Here is a 19,798-nt window from a genome sequence, read left to right as displayed (position 1 = left end):
ATGCGCACGGCGGACGGGACGACGACGGCGGCGCCTGCCTCCCAGACGCTCTCACGCGGGCTCCGAACCCTGGAGATCCTCGCCGAGACCCCGGAGGGGCGGACGACGGCGGAGATCGCCGAGGTGCTGGGCGTCCATCGATCCATCGCCTACCGGATCCTGCGGACGCTCGAGGAGCATTCGCTGGTGGTCCGGGACGCGGGCGGCCGGTTCCAGCCCGGCCCGGGCCTCGCGAGTCTGGCCCGGGGAGTGGCACCCAGGCTGCAGACCGCGGCCCTGCCGGAACTCACGGCGGTCGCGGCGGAGCTGCAGATGACGTCCTTCATCGCCGTCTGGGACCGGCGCCACTGCGTCACCCTCGTCGCCGTCGAGCCCCCGCACGGCGAGGGGACGCTGGTGCAGCGGCCGGGCTCCCGCCACCCGTTCGACGCCGGAGCGCCGGGGATCGCCATCCAGTCGGCCCTGACCGAGGCGCGCTGGGAGCGCCTCGCACCGGGTGAGCCCTACCGGGAGGAATCCAGGAATGCAGCCGCCGCAGGCTACGCGGTGAGCTGCGACGAGGTCATCCCGGGCGTCAGCTCCGTGGCCGCCCCCATCCTCCTGCGCGGGCAGCTCCCTGCCGCGCTCGCCGTCGTCTACCTGCGCAGCGACCGGCGCGTCGAGGAGATCGGTGCCCGCGTGGCCGAGGCGGCCCGCGCCGTCGGCTCCGTCCTCTGATGGCCACCCCGCGCGTTCCCCGTCCCCAGATCCACCCTGCGAAGGAGCAGCCATGACCACCGTTCCCCTCCGGGCCTCAGCCGCGGACCCCGCCACCCTCGATGTGGAGGAGACGTGGTCGCGTGACCACCTCGAGTCGGTGCAGCTGGAGCGGTTGAAGGCGACGCTCGGGCACGCCTACGCGAACGTCCCCCTGTACCGGCGGAAGTTCGACGACGCCGGCGTGCACCCGGACGACCTCCGGGAGCTGGCGGACCTCGCGAAGTTCCCCTTCACCACCAAGGAGGACCTGCGCAGCACCTACCCGTTCGGGATGTTCGCGGTGCCGCAGTCGCAGGTGGCGCGCGTCCATGCGTCGTCCGGCACCACGGGCCAGCCCACCGTCGTCGGCTACACCGCGGGCGACCTGGACCGGTGGGCGTCCCTCGTGGCCCGCTCCCTGCGCGCCTCGGGGGTGAAGGCCGGCTGGAAGGTCCACAACGCCTACGGGTACGGCCTGTTCACGGGCGGCCTCGGCGCCCACGCGGGCGCGGAGCGGCTCGGCTGTACCGTGATCCCGATCTCCGGCGGGCAGACCGAGCGGCAGGTGCAGCTCATCCGCGACTTCGAGCCCGATGCCATCCTCGCCACGCCCACGTACCTGCTGACCATCCTCGACACCATGGCCGCGGCCGGGATCGACCCGTCGTCGACGTCGCTGAAGACCGGGGTGCTCGGCGCCGAGCCGTGGACGGAGGGCATGCGGCAGGAACTCGAGGGGCGCATGGGCTTCGATGCCTGCGACATCTACGGGCTGTCCGAGGTCATGGGCCCGGGCGTCGCGGGCGAGTGCGTGGAGTCCAAGGACGGCTCGCACGTGTGGGAGGACCACTTCCGCCCGGAGGTCATCGACCCGTTCACGGAGAAGGTGCTCGACGACGGCGCTGCTGGTGAGCTCGTCTTCACGTCGCTGACGAAGGAGGCGCTGCCCATCATCCGGTACCGGACGCACGACCTCACGCGCCTGCTGCCCGGTACCGCCCGGCCGGGCATGCGTCGGATGGAGCGCATCACCGGGCGCAGCGACGACATGGTGATCGTGCGCGGCGTGAATCTCTTCCCCACGCAGGTGGAGGAGCTCGCTCTGCGCATCCCGGCGCTGAGCCCGCACTTCCAGCTCGAGATCACCCGCCCGGAAGGGCAGCGGATGGACCAGCTGACCATCCGGGTGGAGCCGCGCGAGGGCGTCAGCGTCGTCGACGCGAAGGCGGCCGCGGAGGAGCTCCGGCACCAGATCAAGACCCACATCGGCTCGACGTGCGCCGTCGCGGTCGTCGAGCAGGGCTCACTGGTGCGCTCCAGCGGGAAGCTCAGGCGGATCTACGACCTCAGGCCCCGCGGCTGAGCCGGTGGACCGGCCGCGTGGCGGCTCACCGGCCCACGGTCTCCAGGACGGCCAGCGCGGCGGCGGGCCCGTCCTCGGCCGCCATGGAACGTGCCGCGTCGCGCACGGCTGGACGGTACTGGTCGACGCGGGACAGGGCTGCCGCCAGGCGGGCCGAGGTCAGTGCGCGTCGCCTGATCGGGGCCGGGCCGAGGCCGCGTGCGTTCAGGCGTGATCCCCAGAAGGGCTGATCGGCGATGAACGGCACCACGACCGACACGGTGCCGGCGGCCGTCGCCGCCTGGACGGTCCCGATCCCTCCGTGGTGGACCGCCGCTGCCGCCCGGGGCAGGACGACGTCGTGCGCGACCGACCTCGTGACCAGGGCGTCGGTACCGGTGACGTCGGACGGGACCGACAGTCCGCCGAGGCCGGTCGCCACCAGCGCGCGGGCTCCGGTCGCGCGGATGCCACGGATCACCTCCCGTGCGCGGGCCACGGGATCCCCCGCCACCATGGAGCCGAATCCCGCGTACACGAAGTCGCCCTCCGCGATGAAGTCCGACACCTCGCGGGGTACGGGTTCCGGCGCTCCGCCGCGCCACGGACCGGTGAGGTGGACGGTCGGCGGCCAGTCCGCGGGACGCTGCAGGATCGCCGGGCTGATGGGCATCAGCGTCGCCGAGGCCCGAGGAGCGGCACCCTGCGCGCCGACCAGCCTCGCCGCCTCCTTCAGGTCCTGCCGGAACATGGCGGCTCCGCCGGCCGCGGCCCCGTAGGTGAGCCGGTTGAACGGGCCGAGGTTCCGGGTGACGGTCCCCGCTGCCGGGAACTCCGCTGTCGGCGTCACCGCCGGTACCATTTCGACCCACACGAAGGGGATACCGAGACCGTCCGCGATCAGTGGGGCCGACAGGATCTTCGGATGGGCGACGAGCACGTCCGGCGCGTAGTCCAGCGCGGCCCTCACCGAGCCGATCAGGACCTCGTGCATCGCCGGGCGCACGACCGTCCGGTAGGAACGGAGGACCGCGGCGAAGGAGACGCCCTGCTGCTGGATCAGCGTCGAGTAGTCGACCCCGAGGGCTGTGACATCGAGGCCGGTGACATCCACGCCCGAGTTGTCCGGGAGAGCCAGGCGTACCGCGTGGCCCGCACCCTGGATCCGCCGCGCGAGGACCGCGAACGGTTCGACGTCCCCGCGGGACCCCGCGGTCACCAGCAGCATCCTCATGGCGCTCCCTCGTCGGCGGTCGCACCGGCACGCTGCGGCCCGAGGGAACCGAGGATAGCCGCCGGGGGCAGCGGTGGCCAGAGGTGCCGGGCGGCGGCGGACGGCGGAGGTGCGGCCGGCGGTCCCGGTGTCGGAGCGCCGCCCGGAGGCGGCGAGCCATCAGACTGGCCTGATGGAGTGGACGCGCGCGAAGGACCGGCTGATCGGTGCCCTGGGGATGATCGTCCTCCTGGTGGTCGCGGTGGTGATCCTCTGGTGGGTGGTGAGCGATCCGGCCGGCAGCGGGGCAGGGCCGACGCCGTCCGGTCCGGGAGGCGCGGACCCGGGCACGGAGGCTCCCGCCGATCTGCGCGAGGGCGAGGTGTGGCTGGGCGACCTGACGCTGGACGCCGGGACGGTGGTGTCCGCCGGCTCGACCCTCCGCGACGTCCGGGCGGTCGGAGAGGACGTGGTCACGGGACCGGAGGGGCTGGTCGCGGCCCGGCTCGCAGTGGCGGTAACCGTGCCGTTCGATGTCGTGGCCGACGAGCTCGGTGGCGGGACGGAGGTCCGCCCCGCCGACGACGGCCAGGCCACAGTGGTCCGTACCGTGGACGCCCTGGGGCGCGAGGTGCGCGTCACCGCCACGGGCACGGTCGAGGTCGAGGGCGGCCGGCTCGTGATGGAGCCGCGGTCGATCGACTTCGGCGGGCCGGGCTTCCTCTCCGGGGCCACCGCCGCGCTCGTGCGGAGCCTCGTGACCATCGAGCACGAGATCGAAGGGCTGCCCGACGGCCTCGTGCTCCAGGACGTCACCGTGCAGGGCGACGGTTTCCGGGCCGACCTCCGCGGCGACGACGTCAGGCTCCTGCCCTGACCCGCCCGCTCAGCCCAGCGGCGGGATGATCCTCTCCGCCGCCAGCCGATCGAAGAGTTCGATGAACCGGTCCTCGGTATCGAGGCAGTCCTCGAAGCCATGCTGCCGGGCCTTGATGGTCGACGTGACGTTGTCGAAGCCGGAGCGGAACAGGAAGTCACCGAAGGACCAGCCGGCGAGGTCCTCGAACGGGGTGGGCACCAGGTCGTACCGCGACACCATGCCCTGCCAAAGATCCTCGTGGTGGGGCATCGCATCGGCCAGCGGCACCGGCTGGGGTTCCGCGTAGTCCATCCCGAAGTGGCGGGCGAACACCGGCCACAGGTGCCGCCAGCGGATCTGGTCCCCGTTGGTGATGTTGTAGACCTCGCCGGCGGCCCGGGGTTCGGACCCGGCCCAGACCGTCGCGCGGGCCAGCAGGGAGGCATCGGTCACCTGGTACAGGGCGTCGTAGGCGGCGTGGGTGCCGGGGAACCGCAGCGGCTGGCCCAGTTCCCGGCAGATGCTCGCGTAGACGGCGATGACCATCAGGAGGTTCATGGGGTTGCCGACGGCATAGCCGACGACGCCCTCGGGGCGCAGCATGGTGGCGTGGAAGCCCCGTTCCGCTGCGGCGGCGCGGAGGATGTCCTCCTGGTCGTAGTAGAAGTTCGGCTGGACCAGCCGGGCGTCGCGTTCCCTGGCCGGCGTGTTGAAGTAGCCGAGGTGGGCGCCGTACGCCTTCCCGCCCTGGTAGAGGGTCACGTGGCGGAGGGGAGCATCCGCGGCCTCGAGGCCGTCCAGGGCATTGGTCAGCAGGGCGGAGTTGACCTGGATCTGCTCCGCGGTGGTGGCCCGTTCGATGTACGCCCCGAACACCAGGTGCGTGGTGTCCCGGGTGGCCTCCAGCCCGGCGCGTGTCGCGTCGCGGTCGAGGAGGTCCACGGGCAGGTGGTCCCACCGGGCGCCGGTGACGGGGCGTCGGCTCAGGCCGCGGACCTGCGCGCCACGACGGGCGTACTCGTCGGCCACATGCCGGCCGATGACCCCGCCGGCCCCGGCGACCAGGACGGTCTTCGTCCCGTCCTCCGCGGCGGCCTGTGTCTTCTCCTGGGTCACGAGGGGCTCCTGGGGTAGCGGTCCGGCAGCGCCGACGGAAAGCCGCTGCCGGCATGCGAGGGGCTCGGACGCCCCGGTCCGACTATAACGTCGGGGCCGGCCGGACGGCTTCCCGGCGAGGCGGCCCCGTCGAGGAGCCGTCCCCTTGACGGGGCCGGCCGTCTCAGCGCTTACCGGTCGCCACTGCCACGATCTCCTGCATGTAGGGCGCCACGACCTGCCGCGAGATCTTGCAGTCGAGCAGCAGGACGCCGTCGTCGTCGGTCGCGAGCCACCCCTGCACGGCGGTGAGGTCCTCGAGCGAGGCGATCGTCGCGGACCGGGCGCCGAAGGCTGCTGCGACGGCGGCGAAGTCCACCTCGTCGATCATCATGGGCCCGGAGTCGATGCCACGGACGGCGTACTGGTGGATCTCGGCCCCGTAGGCGGCGTCGTTGAAGACCACGATGACGGCCCGGCGCGCGGTGCGGACGAACGTGTCGAGGTCGGCGAGGGCCATGAGCGCGCCGCCGTCGCCGGTGCAGAGGACCACGGTGGAGCCCGGGAGGGCGCGGGCGGCACCGACGGCGCTGGGGAAGCCGAGGCCGATGGTCTGGTACGCCGTCCCGACCATGATCAGGCGGTTCGGTGCGGGGACGTGGAGGTAGCCGGGCGCCCAGCCGATGAAGTGGCCGCCGTCCTGCACGACCGTCCGGTCCGGAGGCAGCATCCGGTCCAGCGCCCGGCACAGGCTCCGCGGGTCGAGGCGGCCGTCGGGCGCCGCCGGGTCGCCGTCGTCGCGAGCGTCATGGGCATCGAGGGCGTCCTCGGCGGCGGTGCTGCTCCATCTCCGGTCTTCCCTGCGGGGCTCGACGGCGGCGAGGAGCGCCTCGGCGGTGAGCCGCGCGTCGGCGTGGAGGAAATCGGTGACGACCGGAGAGGTGGGGCCGGCAGCGATGTCGACCTGGATGACCCGCGCGCCCGGGTCGAAGGAGTGGCCGAAGCGCGTCGTGAACTGGTTGAGGCGCGCACCGAGCACCAGGACGACGTCCGCCTGCTCGATCAGGTGCGCCGTGCGATCCGAGGCCCAGCCGCCGGCGATGCCGAGGGAGGCCGGGTGGGCCCCGAAGAGTCCCGCTCCGAGGCCGGAGGTGGCGGTGAGGGCCCCGACGCGGTCGGCGAGGAGTGCCGCTGCCTCACCGGCGCCGCTCATCCAGGCGCCACGACCGGCCAGGACGAGGGGGCGTTCGGCGGCGGAGAGCAGGGCGGCGACCCGCCGGAGGTCTTCGGCGGACGGCGCCTCGAGGGGCGCGGGGGCGGCGGGTGCGGTGGATTCCTCGTCGGCGGCCTCCACGGCGGCGAGGTCGTAGGGGATCGCGAGGACCACGGGTTCGCGGTGGTGGAGGGCGTGCTCGATGGCGGCGGTCGCCACCGCGTGGGGACGCTCGGCCGACACCGTGAAGGTCGTGGCGCCGAGCCCCTTCGCCACGAGGGACTGGTCGACGTCCCAGGGGCGCACCCCGGTGGTGGGGGCGTCGCCGACGACGAGCACGAGCGGGATGTCGGCCTGGACGGCTTCGGCCAGCGGGGTCAGGGCGTTCGTGAAGCCGGCGCCGTACGTGGTGGTGGCGACGGCGAGGCGGCCGCCGGCCCGGTGGTAGGCGTCGGCGGCGGCGACCGCCCCGGCCTCGTGCCGGACGGCGGTGAAGTGCAGTGACGGTGCCGCCATGACGGCGTCGAGGAAGTGCGCGTTGCCGTTGCCCATGACCCCGAAGACCTCGGTGGTGGCGGGCAGGAGTGCGGTGACGATCCGGGCGGAGACGGTGGGCATCTTCGAATCCTTCAGGGCGAAGTCCCCGGTGGCGGTGGTGGCACACGGTCGACCCGGAGGACTTGATGGGTGGGTTCCGTATGTGCCTCGGGCGGCGATGCCCTTATTGCCTCTTTTTCAGGCACGGCGCCCAGTGCGCCCGACGGAAGCCACTATAGCGGGGGCCGCAGGGGTGCGGTGTGCGGGATCCGGACGGTCGTCGTCGGCGCCCCTGGTCCGCCCTGCCCGGAGGTGTGTGCGACCATGCCCACCGACCCGTCGCGGTCGGTGGGCATGATCGGTGGGCGTGGTCGGCCGGTGCCCGTGCTGCTAGGAGTGGTGCCCGGCGCCGAGGTCGTCGTGCGACTCCTCCGCCTCCAGGGGTGCGCCCTTCGTCTCTTTGACCAGGGTCGCGCCGATGAAGGAGATGACGCAGAGCGCCATGATGTACAGGGCGATCGAGCCGGACCAGCCCGTGGCGTCGAGCAGGGCCTGGGCGATCAGGGCAGCGAAGGCGCCGCCGAGGATCGCCCCGAGGGCGTAGCCGATGCCGATCCCGGAGTAGCGGACGTTCGCGGGGAACATCTCCGCGTACATCGCGGACATGGGGCCGTAGGACAGGCCGAGGCCGATGGTCAGGATGAAGATGGCGATGCCGTAGGCCCAGATGCTGCGGGTGTCGATCATCATGAACATCGGGATCATCCAGACGAAGATGAGCGCGTACCCGATCTGGAAGGTGCGGACACGCCCGATCCGGTCCGAGAGGATGCCGCCGTAGAGGGTGAAGATGAGCCAGCCGAAGGAGGCGAGCAGTGTCGCCAGGAGCACGGGTGCTGCCGGCATCCCGAGGCTCTTCTGGGCGTAGGAGGACAGGAAGGCGATGACGAGGTAACCGGCGGCGTTGTTGCCGATGAAGATGACCGCGGCGAGGACGACCTGCTTCTTGTTGGTCCGCAGGAGGTTCCTCAGGGGAGTGGCGGTGGCCCGCTTGCGCTCGATCATCCGCTTGAAGACGGGGCTCTCGGCCACGGCGGCGCGGATGAAGTAGCCGATGACGATCAGCACGACGGAGAGCAGGAACGGGATGCGCCAGCCCCAGGCGAGGAAGTCCTCGGGGGACATGGAACTGCGCAGCAGGAACAGGACGAGGGTTGCGAGGATCATGCCGACGGGGACGCCGATCTGGGGGTACGCACCCCAGAAGCCGCGCTTGGCCACGGGTGCGTGCTCGACGGCCATCAGGGCCGCGCCGCCCCACTCGCCGCCGGCGGAGAAGCCTTGCAGGATGCGCAGGAGCATCAGGAGGATCGGAGCCCAGATGCCGATCTGCGCGTACGTGGGCAGCAGGCCGATCAGTGCGGTGGCGCCGCCCATCATGACGAGGGTGAAGACCAGCATGGCCTTCCGGCCGATCTTGTCGCCGAGGCGACCGGCGACGACCGCACCGAGCGGGCGGAAGAAGAAGCTGATGCCGATCGTGGCCCAGGAGACGAGCTGGGCGAGTCCGGGGCTCTCGCCCTCGAGCGGCCCGAAGTACAGCGTGGCGAAGACCAGGCCGGCGGCCTGGGCGAAGATGAAGAAGTCGTACCACTCGATCGTGGTGCCGACCATCGTCCCGGCGAGCACCTTCCGGTCGGCGGCGCTCATGCCGCCCCGGGACCGTGCGTCCGGACGCTCTGACGCTAGTGCCATGAAAAACTCCCTTGTTTTTGCAGTGCGTGGCTACTGGTCCTGATAGGTGCGGGGACGCCGCAGTCCCCGTCGTCGGCCAGAATCGTATACGAATGCTAGGCCGCGCGTCGGCGGAGGGTCAAGGGTCAGCGGGGAAGGATCGGGTCCTTTTGGTCGTAGTGTTCACGCAACGCCCCGGATGTCCGTTGGATAACCCGCGGCGATCCTCAGTACTGTTTGAGCATGGCCACCTTCCTCAGAAACAGCCGCGCCGCAGCGCTACCCGCCAAGCTCTCACGATCCTGGTTGCTGGCCTCCGCTGCTTCCGAGGACACGTTCATCCCCGCCCTCACGTCCGAGGCCGACTCCGTGGTGTTCGACATGGAGGACGCCGTCCCCGCCGCGGGCAAGGCCGAGGCCCGCGAGCGCGTCGTCGAGGCCCTGTCCACCGGCATGACGGCGTGGGTGCGCGTCAACGGGATCGAGACCGAGTACTGGGCCGACGACCTCGCCGCCCTGTCCAAGGCCCCCGGCCTGCGCGGCGTCATGCTCGCGATGACGGAGAAGCCCGAGCAGGTCACGCACACGGCGATGCGCCTCCAGGCGGGCACGCCCGTGCTAGCGCTCATCGAATCGGCGCTCGGCATCGAGAACGCGACGGCGATCGCCAGCGCCCCGGGTACGTTCCGTCTGGCCTTCGGCGTGGGCGATTTCCGGCGCGACACGGGTGCCTCGGACGACCCGATGGCGCTCGCGTATGCGCGGTCGAAGCTCGTGGTGGCCTCGCGTGTGGGGCAGCTCCCCGGTCCGATCGACGGGCCGACGGTCGGCGCCCTTGGCGACGAGCTGCTCGAGGCCTGCAAGGTGACGGCGTCCATGGGCATGACCGGGAAGCTCTGCCTGCTGACGGACGCCACCGACACCATCAACCGGGGCCTGTCCCCGAGCGAGTCCGAGATCAACTGGGCCGCCGAGCTCCTCCGCGAGCACGCCGCCGGCGCTGTGGTGGGTGACGGCTCCTACCTGCCGCGCCTGGCGCGTGCGCAGAAGATCTCGTCGCTCGCGGACTCCTACGGCCTCTGGAACGCGTAGTCCCCGGCGGGCCGGTCAGTGGGCGAGGGCCCGCTCCCCGGAGCCGCTGAGCCTCGACGTGCCGCCGCAGTTGGTGCAGATCTGCACCCGGGTCTTCTTCAGCGTGATGAGCGGGATGAAGAACACCGAGAGCTTCGTCCTGCGCTGGACCACCTGCTGCGGGGCGTGCCTGCCGCAGTAGCGGCAGGTGGCGGACCGGGTGAACTGCAGGTGCTCACGCGTGGTGAGGCCGAAGAGGAAGAACATCCTCCCACCGTAACCAGTGCGACAGCTGCCCCGGGCGGGCGCTGACACGGTCCGCGGGGGCTTGCGTTCCGGGGCCGGTGATGCCATGCCGGTGGCCCGGACGGCGCTGGACTCCCACCACGGGATGAGGGGGGTCGGCGGAAGTCAGCCCTCGGCCCGACGTGCCGCACCGGCCGCGGCCGGGAGCATGGAGGCATGATGACTCCACCGCCCGGCCCCCTGCTGCCCTCCGCACATCCCACCCCACCCGTCCTCAGCGCCCGTGGCCTGACGAAGACCTATGACACCACCCGTGCCCTCGCCGAGCTGAGCCTCGACATCCACGCCGGCGAGTCCGTGGCCATCATGGGTCCCTCGGGCGGCGGCAAGACCACGCTCCTGCACTGCCTCGCCGGGATCATCACGCCCGACGCCGGGCAGGTCGTCCTGCAGCACGGCCACGGCGCCACGGACGTCGCTCGGCTCTCCGACAGCGCACGCTCGGCCCTGCGCCGCTCCACCTTCGGCTTCGTGTTCCAGCAGGGCCTGCTCATCCCCGAACTCACGGCCCTCGAGAACGTCGCGGTGGCGCTCATGCTGCTCGGTGTCGACCGCGCCGCCGCCGAGCACTCCGCGGCACAGTGGCTCGCCGCCCTCGGCCTCGGCGGCCTGGAGGACCGGCGCCTCGGCCAGCTCTCCGGCGGGCAGGCGCAGCGCGTCGCGATCGCCCGCGCGCAGGTCTCCGGCGCGGCGGTCGTCTTCGCCGACGAACCCACCGGTGCGCTCGATTCGAGTACCTCCGCGGAAGTCCTTGACCTCCTCCTCGAGTCGACCACCGGGACGGGCCGGACGCTCGTCGTCGTCACGCACGACGACGACGTCGCACGACGGTGCGCACGCACCGTGCGGTTGCGCGACGGGCGGATCGTGAGCGACTCGCGCCACGCAGGGGCAGCAGCGTGAGCGCCGCCCCGGTGATCCCCGCGCCCGTCGTGGCCACGGCGGTGTCGCATGTCCCGGTCCGCGTGCCGCTGCGGCTCGCCTGGATGCTCGCGCGTCCCTCCTCGAGCGGACTCTCGGCGGCGGCGCTCCCGGTGACGGCGTTCGCCCTCGTGACGGCCCTGCTGCTCACCGTCGTCGCCGGTGGTCTCTCCTTCTTCCAGTGGCAGGACGAGACGGGACAGCTCTACCTCGCGCTCGCCGCGGTCGCGACGGCGCTCCTGGTGGTCCCGCTCGTGACGCTCGGCGGTTCCGCCGCCCGCCTATCGGCACGACGCCGGGACGAGAGGCTCGCGACGCTCCGCCTCCTCGGCGCCCCTGCCTCGACCGTCGCCGCGATGACCGTCGCTGAGTCGGTGATGCTCGCCGCCGTCGGGGCGCTCGCGGGGATCGTGGGCCATCTGCTCCTCCTGCCCGTCGTGCAGCTGATCCCGTTCCGGGGCCGCGCGCTCGGCGCTTCGGTGTGGATGGGGCCGGGGCCCGTGGTGCTGGTGGCCGTCGGGGTCGTGGTCCTGGCGGCCGTGAGCGCCACGCTCGGCCTCCGGCGGATCGTCATCTCGCCACTCGGCGTGCGGACGCGGCAACAGGCGCCGAAACTCCACTGGCTGCGAGCCGTCGTCGCCCTCGCCGTCGTCGGCGCGGTGGCGGCGGTCATGGGCCGTCTGGGCAGCGCGGAGGACTTCGCGACCGTCGTGGTGGTTCTGGGGCTCGGTTTCGCGGCGGCCCTCGGCGTCCTGAACCTGGCCGGGCCGTGGATCATCGGGGTCTTCGCACGACGTCAGCTCCGCGCCGCGCGGACTCCCGAACGGCTCCTCGCTGCCCGCCAGATCCTCGACTCGCCGAAGGGTGCATGGCGGCAGGTCAGCGGGGTGGCCATGACGTGCTTCATGGCCGTCTTCGGCGGAACCGGCGCTGCACTCATGAACGCGGCGGGTCCGCTCGAGGGTGCCGAGCGCTTCCTGGGCGACGACGTCCGGACCGGGGTCCTCATCACCATCGTCACCTCCTTCCTGATGGTCGGCTGTTCGGTGGGCGTCAACCAGTCCTCCCTGCTGCTCGACCGGCGCGACCTCCTTGTCAGCCTGGACCGCCTCGGCATGCCGGTCGGGACGATGCACGCCGCCCGGACGCGGGCCGTGATGGTCCCGCTGCTGGTCGTCTCGGTGGGCAGCGCCCTGACCGCCGTCGTCGTCGTCCTCCCGTTGGCCGGGCTCGCCCTGATCTTCGCCCCGCTGTCCGTGGCGGTGATCATCGGCTGCCTGGCGGGAGGGATCGGGCTCGTGCTCCTGGGGCTGCGGGCCACGCGCCCGGTCCTGGCGCACATCCTGCGGAACCCCGCCGCGGCCCTGTAGCGGGACACGGTCCGACGCCGCGCGGGAAAAAAAGATCGTCCTCCCTGCATCCAACGGCCCCCGGTTCCCGGTAATACCAGGTGTCAGCAGAAGCGTCCCCGAGGGGACGACACAAAGGAGTTGTCATGCGCAGAAGCTTGTACACCGTCGGAGCCGTGCTGGTCGTCGCAGGAGCCGCCGCCGCCCCGGCGACAGCCGCGGAATCGTCCGAGGCATCGCTGTCCGTCCTGCACGGCGTCCCCGACCTCACGGTCGACGTCTACGTCAACGGGGCCCTCACCCTCGATGATTTCGCCCCGGGCCAGCTCGCCGGTCCGCTCGCGCTGCCCGCCGGCAGCTACCAGCTGGCCATCACGGCCGCCGATGCCCCCGATGCGAGCGCGCCGGTCATCGGGCCCGTGGATGTCACCCTCGCCGCCGGCGGGAACTACACCGCCACGGCAAACCTCGACGCCGCGGGGACGCCGACCGCCAACTTCTACACCAACGACGTCTCCGCGGTGGAGGCCGGGAAGTCGCGCCTGACGGTGCGGCACGTCGCCGCCGCGCCCGCGGTCGACGTCCTCGCCGGGGGCACGCCGATCGTGCCGAACCTCAGCAACCCGGGTGAGGCGACGCTGACCACGGATGCGGGAACCGTCTCCGCGGCGGTCGCGGCAGCCGGCACCACCCAGCCCGTGATCGGCCCGGCGGACCTGACGCTCGGCGAGGGCACCTCGACGATCGTCTACGCGTGGGGCAGCCTCGAGGCCGGTAACCTCGCGCTGGCCACGCAGGTCATCGACGGCCTGCACTCGTCGCCGGGCGCCGTCCCGGGCGGCCAGTCGGGCCTGGCCGCCGAGAGCGACGACACCGGAGCGGCAGTCGGGATCGGCGCGGCCGTCCTCGCACTGCTCGGCGGCGCGGTCGCCGTCGGCCGGAGGCGCGCGGCGCGCGCCTGAGGCGAGCGGGGTGCGCGGACGCTGCCGGGCTCCGCGTACCCCGCCCTTCACCCCATCCTCGAGACACCAGGACGAAACCGTGCACACTCCCCGCCTCGCGGCCCGCCTGGCCGCATTGTCGATCGTGACCGCCGTCATCGGCGGATGTTCCCTGCCGCCCGCCGAGTCCACGGTGCCCGCGGCGCCCATCCTCGCCCCCACACCGCCGACCGAGGGGGCGGCGGTACCCCGCGAACCGGGGGTGCCGGCCCCACCTGCCGCCGCCGGTCTCGCCGCGGAGATCCCCGTCCGTACCGCGGACGCCGCCGTCAGGCCGCCCCTTCCACCGCCGGTCTCCCTGGACGTCCCGGGCACCGACATCTCGGTCCGGGTGATCGACGTGGGGATCGGGGAGGACGACGCCATGGAGATCCCGGACAGCTTCTGGGAAGCGGGGTGGTACCGCTACGGCCCTGCACCCGGTGCGGAGGCCGGCCACGCCGTGATCGCCGCCCACGTGGACAGCCAGACGGAGGTGATGCCCTTCGCCCGGCTCAAGGACGTGGACCCCGGCACCATCATCACCGTGGGCCTGGCCGACGGACGCACGCTGCAGTACCGCGTCGATGATGTCCGGAACGTCCCCAAGGCCACGTTCGACGGGTCGGAGATCTTCCGGCGCGACGGCCCCCATCAGCTCAAGATCGTCACCTGCGGAGGCCGCTGGCTGCTGGACAAGGGAGACTACGAGGATAATGTTGTCCTCACAGCCTCACCGCTCTGAACGCACGGCTCCCGCGGTCCGCCTGTCTCGTGCTCCCCGCTGTCCGGCGCTTCGCCGGACAGGAGGAGAAGTGCAGGTGCGTCGGGAGGTCCTGGCGCGGTGCTGGGCCCGGCACCGCGCTGAAGGAGTAGGGCGTGACACCTCCAGGCACCGAGTGGACGACGCAACTCGACGCGCAGTTCTCCGCCGGTGACGAGGATGCCCTGGCCGCCGCGTACCGGCGTCTCGCGCCCCTCGTGTTCACCGTGGCGCTGCGGTCCCTGGACGATCGGGCGGTGGCCGCGGACATCACCCAGGACGTGTTCGTGCGGGCCTGGCGTTTCCGGGACAGTTTCGATCCCCAGTTCGGCACGGTTCCGGCCTGGATCCTCGGGATCAGCAGGAACGTGATTCTGGACTCGCTGGCGGCCAGGAGCAGGCAGAATCAGATGGTGGCCCGTTCCGGAGCGATCGCCGAACCGGAGGGCCCGAGGCGGCAGGCGCGGGAGGTGGATGCGGTGACGGACCGGGTGGTCCTGGATGCGGAGCTCGGACAGCTGGGCGAACCCCAGCAGTCCATCCTCCGCCTCGCCTTCTACGAAGACCTCACACACCAGCAGATAGCCCAGCGGCTCGATCTGCCGCTGGGCACCGTCAAGAGTCACATCCGAAGGAGCCTCGCACATCTGCGCAGTCGATTGGGGACCTGGAATGCGACACCTTGATCCGGACAGCGTGGGGATCGCTGCGCTGGATGAACCGTTGGACCGGTGGTCCCGTGACCACCTCGACGCGTGTCCGGCCTGCGGCGACGAGGTCGCCGCCCTGCAGGAGGTCGTGACGCTGGCGCGATCGGGAGGGGGCCCCGGCCGGCTCGAGGAGCCCGACCCCGCCGTCTGGGATGCCGTGGCCCAGGAACTCGGTCTTGCCGGCACGACGGCGACCCGCCTGCGGGCGGTCGACGACGAGGAGCCCTCCGGGTCCCGTCGTGGCCCGACGTCCCAGGGCCCCGCAGGACCCGGCCCCGGGTCCCTGCGGCCGGTGGAGACCGGCCCCGGATCGCCGCGCCCGGCGGAACCGGTCCGTGCCCGGCGGACCGTTCCCGCCTGGTGGCTCGCCGCCGCGGCCGTGGTCGGGATCGCCGTCGGGGGAGGCGTGCTATGGGCCGTCCAGTCCCCGGACGACGGCCGGACCGTGGCCCGCACGGAACTGGCTCCGCTGCCCGACTTCGCGGGATCGGGCGAGGCCACGCTCACGGAGTCCGACGACGGCATGCGGCGCCTCGACGTCACGGTCTCCGGTCCCGGTTCGGGCGGCTACCGCGAGGTATGGCTCCTCGCCCCCGATACCACCCGGATGTACAGCATCGGGATCCTGGACGGCGACCACGGCACGTTCGACGTGCCCGATGCCATCGACCTGGGGCAGTTCCCCGTCGTCGACGTGTCCGACGAACCGCTGGACGGCAATCCGGCGCACTCGGGCGTGAGCCTGGTGAGGGGCGCCATCGAGGCCCCCGGCGTCTGACCGGTCCGCGGCCGACGCCCATCGCGGACCGGCGGGACCGGGTGGGGGTCAGGGACGGCGGAAGCGGTTGACCATCGGGCAGTCGAACGGGTCCCGGGCGGCCAGGCCCACACGGTTCAGGTAGGACACCACGGCGCCGTAGGATGCCGCGACACCCACTTCGGTGTACGGCACGCGCAGGCGCTCGCAGTGCTCACGGACGATGACGGCGGCGCGCCGGAGGTGCGGGCGCGGCATGTCCGGGAAGAGGTGGTGCTCGATCTGGAAGTTGAGCCCGCCGAAGGCGTTGTTGATGAACGAGCCGCCGCGGATGTTGCGTGAGGTCAGGACCTGCTTCTGGAAGAAGTCCAGCTTGCTGTCCCTGGGCACCAGGGGCATGCCCTTGTGGTTCGGGGCGAAACTCGCGCCCATGTAGATGCCGAAGACGGCCAGCTGGACACCGAGGAAGGCGAAGGCCATGCCGACGGGCAGGAACCAGAAGAGGATGCCGAGGTAGGCGCCGAACCGGGCGCCGAGGAGGGCGAGCTCGACCCAGCGGCCCTTCACGGTGCGGCGGGCGAACAGGGTGCTGATGGACCGGGCGTGCAGGTTGATGCCCTCCATGGTGAGCAGGGGGAAGAACAGGTAGCCCTGGCGGCGCGTGACCCACGCCCGGATCCCCCTGGCTTCGGCGGCGTCCTCCTCGAGGAACGAGATGGTGTCCACCTCGATGTCCGGGTCCTTGCCCTTGGTGTTCGGGTCGTTGTGGTGGCGGGTGTGCTTGTCCATCCACCACGCGTAGCTGATCCCGACGACACCGGCGGCGAGGATGCGCCCCGACCAGTCGTTCGCGCCGCGGCTGGCGAAGATCTGGCGGTGGGAGGCCTCGTGGGCGAGGAACGCCACCTGGGTCAGGACGACGCCGAGCACGGCGGCGACGAGGAGCTGGAACCAGGTGTCCCCGAGGAGGGCGAAGCCGGTCCAGGCCGCACCCATGGCCAGGACGAGGGACGCGAACACGGAGATGTAGAAGCGCCGGCGCCGGTTCAGGAGGCCCTCCTTGCGGACCTGCTTCAGCAGGACCGAGTAGGACGCGACGATGTCGTTGGGCTTCGAGATGCGGACAGCGCGCGGGGCAACGGTAAGGCTCATGGAGATCCCTGGGTAGCAACTGGCTTCCCAGCCCGGAGGTGGGGTGCTAACCCGCAGATGATTGCACTGTACGGCACGGTGCTGGACGGCAGCCGGGAGGCACGCACGTGTGTCAGGTGGGGGTATGCTTCGCGCGGTAATGCCCGGGCCAGTCCCCGGCCGGTATGCGCGTGATGCTGCGGATCGTCCCCGCGGTGCCCCACTCGTTCCTGCCGAGCCGTGACAGCGGCCTGAGCGCACCGATCGCCGGGAGGTCGCCGTCGAGCACCTCCTCCGACACCACCGCGTGCAGCACCTCCCCGAAGACGAGCGTGCAGTCGCCCATGTCCTGGATCAGGTGGAGCCGGCACTCGAGTGCCACCGGTGATTCCCTGACCCGGGGTGGCCGTACGGTGGCGCTCGCCTCCCTCGTGAGCCCGACGGCGTCGAACTCGCTGACCTCGGGAGGGAAGGCGGTGCCCGTCGCGTTGACGGCCTCGAAGAGTGCTTCCGGGGTGAACGCCACCACGAACTCGCCCGTGGCCTCGATGTTCCGCACGGAGTCCTTGCGGCCCACGGAGGTGAACTGGACGATCGGCGGGTCGACCGAGGCGATCGTGAAGAACGAGTGCGGGGCGAGATTGTCCACCCCGTCCGCCGAGACGGACGATACCCACGCGATGGGGCGCGGCACGACGACGGAGGTCAGGAACCTGTAGAACGCGCGGCTGTCCGCGGGGTCCGGGACGACGTCCCTACGCACGGGCACCACCAGGATGCCGTGCCGAGAGGAGGGCGCGGAGGCCGACGGGCGGACGGCCGGTGAGCTGCTCGACGTCGTCGGTCACCTCGGCCATCTCGCCCCGTGCGATGGCCGTGTAGGTGCTGACCCACGCCTCCACCTGCCACCGGGGTGCGCCGTGGTGGGCCCGGGACGCCATCGCCTCCTCGTGGGTCTGGTCCTCGAAGCGCACCGTCGCCGGCGTCACCTCGCTGATGGTCGCCGCGGCCTCCGCCAGGGTGAAGGCCTCGGGCCCGGTCAGCTGGTAGGTCTTCCGCGCGTGGTCGTCCGGTGCCCGCAGGACGGCGGCGGCGGAGCGGGCGACGTCGGCCTGCGCCACGGCGGAGAGCCGGCCGTCCCCGGCGGGGCCGCGGATGACGCCGTCCTCCGCGAGGGCGGGGACGAAGTCGAGATAGAGGTTGTCGCGCAGGAACGTCCAGGCCAGACCCGACCGGCGGATGTGCTCCTCGGTGTACCAGTGGTCACGGCCGAGGAGGAACGCCGCCTCGGGGGCGGCGCCGAGGAAGGACGTGTAGACGATGTGCCGGACGCCCGCCTCCTGTGCGGCGTCGATGAACGTGCGGTGGCTCGCGAGGCGGTCCTCCGCCTCGGCGGCGGACACCATGAACAGGACGTCCACGCCGGCCAGGGCCTCCCTGGACGCCGCGGCGTCGTCGTAGGATGCCTGCCGCACCACCGACTCGGGCAGGTGCTGTGCCCGATCCGGTGACCGCACGGGCAGGACGAGCGGCACCCCTTCGGCGGCGAGGATCCTCGCCACGCTGCCTCCCACGACCCCCGTCGACCCTGTCACTGCGATGGTGTACTCCATGCCCGTGTCAGCCACGGAGGTGCGGAGATTATTTCCGCACCGCCCGCAGCGCGACGGGGACTCAGGTGGACTGCCCCGTGACATCGTTCGCGGCGAACCCTTCGAGGGCCGTCCCACCCAGGGGCTCCGGGTGCCACGACGTGAGGTGCCACCGCCCCGGACCGCCGGTCAGGACGCTCATGCCCGTGTTGTCGATGGTCAGGGTCCTCGCGCGGGCAGGGGGCATGCCGGTGGCCACGGCGGTGTAGACCCTGATCGCGGCTCCGTGCGAGAAGACCGCGGCGGAGTCCTCCGGTGCGCCGTCCTGCACGATCTGCCCGACGGCGTGGTTGTATCGCTCCATGAATTCGTGTCCGGTCGTGCCGCCGGGCATGCGCCGGTCCAGATCGCCCTCCATCCACCCCAGCAGGCACGTGGCGTAGGCCTCCGCGGATGCGGGGTCGCTCAGCATCTCCAGGCTGCCGGCGCTGATCTCCTCCAGTCCGGGGACCACGCGGGTGTCGAGGTCCAGCGTGGCGGCCAGTGGTTCGGCGGTCCGTTGCGTCCGGATGAGCGGCGAGGCATAGATCCGCGGGATGGCCGTGCCCGCGAGTGCGTCGGGTACGGCTCGGGCCTGATGCTCGCCGAGAGCGGTCAGCCCGGCTCCGGGGAAAGCCGTGTCCAGCGATCCGGCGACATTGTTCGGGGTCTGGCCGTGACGGATCAGCAGCAGTTTCATGCCGCGTCGCCGTCGCCGTCGCTGGTGAGCATCCGGGCCGTCTCGTGCATATGGTCCTCGACCGCGCGGGTCGCGCCGAGGGCATCCCCGGTCCTGATGGCTGCCACGATGCCCGAGTGGCGGTGTGCGCTCATGTTGCTCAGCGCCTGGCCTACTCCGGCATACATCACGCTCATGCGGATGGAGCCCTCGAGGGACTTCCAGGAGTGCAGGAGGGTCTTGTTGCCGGTGAGCGAGCAGAGCAGCTGGTGGAAACCGAGGTCTGCTTCGATGCGCTCGTCCAGGTCGCCGTCCGCCGAGTGCTCCATGCGCCGGATCCCCTCCTCCAGCTCCGCCACGATGGCGTCCCGGTCGTCCTGCTCGGACAGCATTCGGGCTGCCAGACCCTCCAGGGCGGCCCGCACCTGGAAGATGTCGTGGACATCGGCGGCGTCAAGGTGTCGTACGGCCAGCCGGCCCCGCGCGCCCGCCGAGATGAGGCCCTCCTGCTGCAGTTGCCGCATGGCTTCCCGCAGGGTGCCCCGGCTGATCCGGAGCTTCTCCGACAGTTCCGTCTCGACCAGGTGGGTGCCGGGAGCGAGCTCGCCGGTCGTGATGGCGCGCCGCAGGGCGCTCAACGCCAACTGACGGAGGTTGTTCTTCTCCAGCCCTCCGAGAAGCGATGCTGGTGCTGCCGTCATGGGGAATCCTTCACGGTGGTGATTGTCGACATCTACTCGTCGACATCGATCTTACGGACCGGCCGGTC

At 71.7% G+C, this 19,798-nt stretch carries 20 protein-coding genes; 10 read left to right on the top strand and 10 right to left on the bottom strand.

Annotated features, from left to right (window positions below; genetic code table 11):
• Entirely contained in the window at positions 1–717 is a 717-nt protein-coding gene (locus tag QFZ50_RS14270) for an IclR family transcriptional regulator (protein WP_307085248.1), read from the top strand.
• A 52-nt stretch (positions 718–769) separates the two neighbouring features.
• Positions 770–2,101, top strand: a complete 1,332-nt coding sequence (gene paaK / locus QFZ50_RS14265; protein ID WP_307085246.1) for a phenylacetate--CoA ligase PaaK — start codon at positions 770–772, stop codon at positions 2,099–2,101.
• Positions 2,102–2,126: 25 nt separating this feature from the next.
• Here the strand turns inward: paaK and QFZ50_RS14260 are convergent, their stop codons facing one another.
• Entirely contained in the window at positions 2,127–3,314 is a 1,188-nt protein-coding gene (locus QFZ50_RS14260) for a glycosyltransferase (RefSeq protein WP_307085244.1), read from the bottom strand.
• A gap of 172 nt (positions 3,315–3,486) precedes the next feature.
• Here QFZ50_RS14260 and QFZ50_RS14255 point away from each other — a divergent pair, with 172 nt between their 5' ends.
• Complete coding sequence (locus QFZ50_RS14255; protein WP_307085242.1) at positions 3,487–4,170, top strand: LmeA family phospholipid-binding protein; 684 nt, start codon at positions 3,487–3,489, stop codon at positions 4,168–4,170.
• A 9-nt stretch (positions 4,171–4,179) separates the two neighbouring features.
• On the opposite strand, the gene QFZ50_RS14250 is transcribed toward QFZ50_RS14255, so the two are convergent.
• The 3 genes from QFZ50_RS14250 to QFZ50_RS14240 all read right to left on the bottom strand — a co-directional run bounded on the left by QFZ50_RS14250 (position 4,180) and on the right by QFZ50_RS14240 (position 8,752).
• Positions 4,180–5,268, bottom strand: a complete 1,089-nt coding sequence (locus tag QFZ50_RS14250; protein ID WP_307085240.1) for an SDR family oxidoreductase — start codon at positions 5,266–5,268, stop codon at positions 4,180–4,182.
• A 163-nt stretch (positions 5,269–5,431) separates the two neighbouring features.
• Complete coding sequence (locus QFZ50_RS14245; protein WP_307085238.1) at positions 5,432–7,078, bottom strand: thiamine pyrophosphate-binding protein; 1,647 nt, start codon at positions 7,076–7,078, stop codon at positions 5,432–5,434.
• A 309-nt stretch (positions 7,079–7,387) separates the two neighbouring features.
• Positions 7,388–8,752, bottom strand: coding sequence for an MFS transporter (locus QFZ50_RS14240; RefSeq protein ID WP_307085236.1), 1,365 nt, complete (start codon positions 8,750–8,752; stop codon positions 7,388–7,390).
• Between the two features lie 222 nt (positions 8,753–8,974).
• On the opposite strand from QFZ50_RS14240, the gene QFZ50_RS14235 reads away from it, so the two are divergent.
• Positions 8,975–9,823, top strand: a complete 849-nt coding sequence (locus tag QFZ50_RS14235) for an HpcH/HpaI aldolase/citrate lyase family protein (RefSeq protein ID WP_307085235.1) — start codon at positions 8,975–8,977, stop codon at positions 9,821–9,823.
• A 15-nt stretch (positions 9,824–9,838) separates the two neighbouring features.
• Here QFZ50_RS14235 and QFZ50_RS14230 read toward each other — a convergent pair whose 3' ends face one another.
• Positions 9,839–10,069 carry a zinc-ribbon domain-containing protein gene (locus QFZ50_RS14230; protein ID WP_307085233.1) on the bottom strand — a complete coding sequence of 77 codons (231 nt, stop codon included), beginning with the start codon at positions 10,067–10,069 and terminating at the stop codon, positions 9,839–9,841.
• 195 nt (positions 10,070–10,264) lie between these two features.
• On the opposite strand from QFZ50_RS14230, the gene QFZ50_RS14225 reads away from it, so the two are divergent.
• The 6 genes from QFZ50_RS14225 (at position 10,265) to QFZ50_RS14200 (ending at position 15,609) form a co-directional block, all read left to right on the top strand.
• Complete coding sequence (locus QFZ50_RS14225; RefSeq protein WP_307085231.1) at positions 10,265–11,011, top strand: ABC transporter ATP-binding protein; 747 nt, start codon at positions 10,265–10,267, stop codon at positions 11,009–11,011.
• Entirely contained in the window at positions 11,008–12,399 is a 1,392-nt protein-coding gene (locus tag QFZ50_RS14220) for an FtsX-like permease family protein (RefSeq protein WP_307085229.1), read from the top strand. Before QFZ50_RS14225 ends, QFZ50_RS14220 begins: the two co-directional genes overlap by 4 nt.
• A gap of 125 nt (positions 12,400–12,524) precedes the next feature.
• Entirely contained in the window at positions 12,525–13,340 is an 816-nt protein-coding gene (locus QFZ50_RS14215) for a DUF4397 domain-containing protein (RefSeq protein WP_307085227.1), read from the top strand.
• A gap of 79 nt (positions 13,341–13,419) precedes the next feature.
• Complete coding sequence (locus QFZ50_RS14210; RefSeq protein ID WP_307085225.1) at positions 13,420–14,103, top strand: class F sortase; 684 nt, start codon at positions 13,420–13,422, stop codon at positions 14,101–14,103.
• Between the two features lie 134 nt (positions 14,104–14,237).
• Positions 14,238–14,807, top strand: a complete 570-nt coding sequence (locus tag QFZ50_RS14205; protein WP_307085223.1) for an RNA polymerase sigma factor — start codon at positions 14,238–14,240, stop codon at positions 14,805–14,807.
• Positions 14,794–15,609, top strand: coding sequence for an anti-sigma factor (locus tag QFZ50_RS14200; RefSeq protein ID WP_307085221.1), 816 nt, complete (start codon positions 14,794–14,796; stop codon positions 15,607–15,609). Before QFZ50_RS14205 ends, QFZ50_RS14200 begins: the two co-directional genes overlap by 14 nt.
• Before the next feature lie 48 nt (positions 15,610–15,657).
• Here the strand turns inward: QFZ50_RS14200 and QFZ50_RS14195 are convergent, their stop codons facing one another.
• The 5 genes from QFZ50_RS14195 to QFZ50_RS14175 all read right to left on the bottom strand — a co-directional run bounded on the left by QFZ50_RS14195 (position 15,658) and on the right by QFZ50_RS14175 (position 19,730).
• A complete protein-coding gene (locus QFZ50_RS14195; protein ID WP_307085219.1) occupies positions 15,658–16,740 on the bottom strand; it encodes a fatty acid desaturase family protein in 1,083 nt (360 codons plus the stop codon).
• A gap of 112 nt (positions 16,741–16,852) precedes the next feature.
• Complete coding sequence (locus QFZ50_RS14190; RefSeq protein WP_307085216.1) at positions 16,853–17,482, bottom strand: flavin reductase family protein; 630 nt, start codon at positions 17,480–17,482, stop codon at positions 16,853–16,855.
• Positions 17,475–18,347, bottom strand: coding sequence for an SDR family oxidoreductase (locus tag QFZ50_RS14185; RefSeq protein ID WP_307085214.1), 873 nt, complete (start codon positions 18,345–18,347; stop codon positions 17,475–17,477). Before QFZ50_RS14185 ends, QFZ50_RS14190 begins: the two co-directional genes overlap by 8 nt.
• Positions 18,348–18,393: 46 nt before the next feature.
• Positions 18,394–19,050, bottom strand: coding sequence for a histidine phosphatase family protein (locus QFZ50_RS14180; RefSeq protein WP_307085212.1), 657 nt, complete (start codon positions 19,048–19,050; stop codon positions 18,394–18,396).
• Positions 19,047–19,730 carry a GntR family transcriptional regulator gene (locus tag QFZ50_RS14175; RefSeq protein WP_307085210.1) on the bottom strand — a complete coding sequence of 228 codons (684 nt, stop codon included), beginning with the start codon at positions 19,728–19,730 and terminating at the stop codon, positions 19,047–19,049. The genes QFZ50_RS14180 and QFZ50_RS14175 overlap by 4 nt, the downstream gene beginning before the upstream one ends.
• Positions 19,731–19,798 lie beyond the last annotated feature (68 nt).

The organism is Arthrobacter agilis (assembly GCF_030816075.1).
Lineage (GTDB): Bacteria > Actinomycetota > Actinomycetes > Actinomycetales > Micrococcaceae > Arthrobacter_D > Arthrobacter_D agilis_E.
Note: the sequence above shows the minus strand (reverse complement) of the source record. Positions and strands in the feature narration are given on the sequence as shown.